Genomic DNA, 3,509 nt, shown 5'->3' with positions numbered 1-3,509 from the left:
GATTGACCAGAGCTTTGTGCGCGACATGCTCAACGACCCGGATGATCTGACGATTTTGCAAGGCGTGATCGGCCTGGCGGCGGCTTTCAATCGCGAGGTGATTGCCGAAGGTGTGGAAACGGTGGCGCATGGCACTGCGCTGCTGCAACTTGGCTGCGAGCTGGCGCAAGGCTACGGCATTGCCCGGCCCATGCCCGCCGGGAACATGTCCGCCTGGGCAGCCACATGGCGGCCCGACGCGGCGTGGCGCGCAATGCCGAACCCGAATCCGGGTTCGGGTGCTCTGGAATCAAGCTAAGCGAACTCAAGCGGACCGCGCCGCCTTCACCTTCAGCCGCCAGCCGTGCAGCAGCGGCTCGGTGTAGCCGCTGGGCTGTGCCAGACCTTTGAACACCAGGTCGCAAGCCGCCTGATACGCCATGGAGGTGTCGAAGTGGCCAGCCATCGGCTGGTACAGCGGGTCACCGGCGTTCTGGCCATCGACCACGGCGGCCATGCGCTCAAAGGTCTCCTTGACCTGCGCCTCTGTGACGACGCCGTGGTGCAGCCAGTTGGCCATGTGCTGGCTGGAAATACGCAGCGTGGCGCGGTCTTCCATGAGGGCGACGTTGTGGATGTCGGGCACCTTGGAGCAACCCACGCCCTGGTCAACCCAGCGCACCACATAGCCCAGAATGCCCTGCGCGTTGTTGTCGAGCTCTTGCTGTTTCTCGGCCTCGCTCCAGTTTGGCGTGGCGGTGACCGGAATGGTCAGCAGGCCGGTCAGCAGGGCATCGCGCTCTTTGTCGGCGCTGATTTTTTCCAGCTCTTTTTGCACGTCGCTCACCAGCAGTTGGTGGTAGTGCAGCGCGTGCAGTGTGGCGCCGGTGGGGCTCGGGACCCAGGCGGTGTTGGCGCCCGCTTTCGGATGGGCAATTTTTTGCTCCAGCATCGCCTTCATGAGGTCGGGCATGGCCCACATGCCCTTGCCGATTTGCGCCTTGCCGCGCAAGCCGCATTTCAAGCCCACCAGCACGTTGTTGCGTTCGTAGGCGGCAATCCAGGCGCTGCTCTTCATGTCGCCCTTGCGGATCATCGGGCCAGCCTGCATGGCGGTGTGCATCTCGTCGCCGGTGCGGTCCAAAAAGCCGGTGTTGATGAAGGCCACGCGGCTGGCAGCGGCGGCAATACAGGCTTTCAGGTTGACGCTGGTGCGGCGCTCTTCGTCCATGATGCCGAGCTTGACGGTGCTGTCCGGCAGGCCCAGCATGGCCTCGACACGGCCAAACAGTTCGCCGGCAAAGGCCACTTCAAAGGGGCCGTGCATCTTGGGCTTAACGATGTAGACCGAGCCCTTGCGCGAGTTGCGGATGGCGTCTTTTTTGGTCTTGGCGAGGTCGTGCATGGCTATTGCTGTGGTCACCACGGCGTCCAGAATGCCCTCGGGGATTTCGCGCACGGTGCCTTTCTTGTCGGTGTACAAAATGGCCGGGTTGGTCATCAGGTGGCCGACGTTGCGCACGAACATCAGCGAGCGGCCATGCAGGCGCACCGGCTTCTTGCCGTCGGGTGCGGTGTACAGGCGGTCGGCGTTGAGGCCGCGGGTAAAGGTTTTGCTGCCCTTGGCGACTTCTTCGGTCAGCGTGCCTTTCAGGATGCCGAGCCAGTTGCTGTAGGCCAGCACCTTGTCGTCGGCGTCCACGGCGGCCACCGAGTCTTCGAGGTCGAGGATGGTGCTCAGGGCGGCTTCCAGCACCAGGTCGGAGACACCCGCCGGGTCGCTGGCGCCAATGGTGGTGGCGCGGTTGATGATCAGGTCCAGGTGCAGGCCGTTGTGCTCAAACAGCACGCTGGAGGGCGCCTTGGCCTCGCCCTGGTAACCCACCAACTGGCTGGCATCCGCCAGGCTGGTGTTGCTGCCATCGGCCAGTTTGATGGCCAGCTTGCCACCCTTGACGCTGTAGGCCACCGAGTCTGCATGCGAGCCCTTTCGCAGCGGGGCGCAGCGGTCAAGCACATGGCGCGCATAGGCAATCACCTTGGCGCCGCGCTTGGGGTTGTAGCCGCCCTTTTTACCCACCTTTTCACAACCCTTGGCCTCGTCGATCACATCGGTGCCATACAGCGCGTCGTACAAAGAGCCCCAGCGCGAGTTGGCGGCGTTGAGCGCATAACGCGCGTTCAAAATGGGCACCACCAGTTGCGGGCCGGCCTGTTTGGCCAGTTCTGCATCGACGTTGGCGGTGGTGATGCGGGCCTTTTTGGGGGCCTCGACCAGGTAGCCGATGCTTTCCAGAAACGCACGGTAAGCGGGCATGTCAGTGATGGGGCCGGGGTTGGCCTGGTGCCATGTGTCAAGCTCGGTTTGCAGGCGGTCGCGCTCGGCCAGCAGGGCGATGTTTTTGGGAGCCAGGTCGGCCACGATGGCGCCAAAGCCTTTCCAGAATTTAGCCGGCGCCACGCCGGTGCCGGGCAGCACCTGGGTCTCAATGAATTGGCACAGGTTGGTGGCAACTTGCAGGCCGTTTTTGGTGATGCGATCAGTCATGATGGTAGTTCTCAGAGTTAAAAGTAAAAAAGAGGATCAAAAGAAAAATTCAGGAACGGCGCGCAGGTCGCCACTGGTTCGGGCGGGCTGGGCGCCAAGCTCTTCAAAAGGCAGATGGTAACGGTTCACCCACAACGTGGTGTAGCCATACCAGGTGGCGCCCAGCGCGTCCCAGGCGTTGCAGCTGACAAACAGGATGTCGCGCGCCGCAAGGCCGGTGGCCTGCTCACCCAGCGCATAGGCCTCGGGGTGGGTCTTGAATTTACGGATCGGGTCGACGCTGATGACGTGATCGAGCAAGCCGTCAAAACCGGCCGAATGCACGGCAGCGTGCAGCATGGCGGCATCACCATTGCTCAAAATGCCGGCTGGAATGCCCTGGGCCTTGATCTGTTGCAGCACAGCCAGGTTTTCCGGAAAGGCGTCCAGATGCTGGTACTGTGCCAGCAGCATCTCGATGGCGGGCTCGTGCTCCAGCAAAAAAGCGTCTTGCGTCAGTGTTTCACCAGTGCCGACCACCAGTTTTTTGATGGCATACACCAGCGCGGCACGGGTGAGCACGCTGAACGGTTGGTAGTGCGCGCCATGGTTGCTGGTGGTGACCAGACGGGTGTATTCAATCTGCTTGTCGCGCCACAACACACTCAGAGCCTGTCCCTGGCCGGGGAACAGTTCCTCGGCCAGTTGCGCCACACTGTACACATCGAACAGCGTGCCGTAGGCGTCAAACAGCACGGCGCGCGGCGGGTTGCGGCTGCTTTCCATGGTTTGCGTGAGCAGGGATGGGGGCGAACTTGGCATCCTCAGATTTTAAGGAGGGATGCTGACGCCGGCCTTTGCCTGACCCTGCAAGAACTTTGATCAAAATGCGGGCAATGCTGGCTTGATCCAAGCCGGGAAATAATCAGGACGTTTCATTCACCTGTTTGTGCCGAGCTTTTTGATGTCAACCACCCAAACTGTCAGCCCTCATGCCCTGCCC

Annotated in this window: 3 protein-coding genes; 1 reads left to right on the top strand and 2 read right to left on the bottom strand. The window is 61.9% G+C overall.

Translation table 11 applies throughout. The features are described from left to right. Window positions 1-298, top strand: a 298-nt coding sequence (locus GPS82_RS13525) for an EAL domain-containing protein (protein WP_296495593.1), incomplete at its 5' end; no start/stop codon positions are given. A gap of 6 nt (window positions 299-304) precedes the next feature. On the opposite strand, the gene GPS82_RS13520 is transcribed toward GPS82_RS13525, so the two are convergent. Continuing rightward, window positions 305-2,527 (bottom strand): malate synthase G, encoded by a 2,223-nt coding sequence (locus GPS82_RS13520; protein WP_296495591.1) that lies wholly within the window; start codon window positions 2,525-2,527, stop codon window positions 305-307. 36 nt (window positions 2,528-2,563) lie between these two features. Continuing rightward, the gene (locus GPS82_RS13515) at window positions 2,564-3,292 is read right to left on the bottom strand and encodes a haloacid dehalogenase type II (protein ID WP_296495595.1); all 729 of its coding nucleotides are present in this window, start codon (window positions 3,290-3,292) and stop codon (window positions 2,564-2,566) included. Between the last annotated feature and the right edge of the window lie 217 nt (window positions 3,293-3,509).

Source organism: Rhodoferax sp. (assembly GCF_011391645.1).
In the GTDB taxonomy this organism is placed as follows: Bacteria; Pseudomonadota; Gammaproteobacteria; order Burkholderiales; family Burkholderiaceae_C; genus Rhodoferax.
Note: the sequence above shows the minus strand (reverse complement) of the source record. Positions and strands in the feature narration are given on the sequence as shown.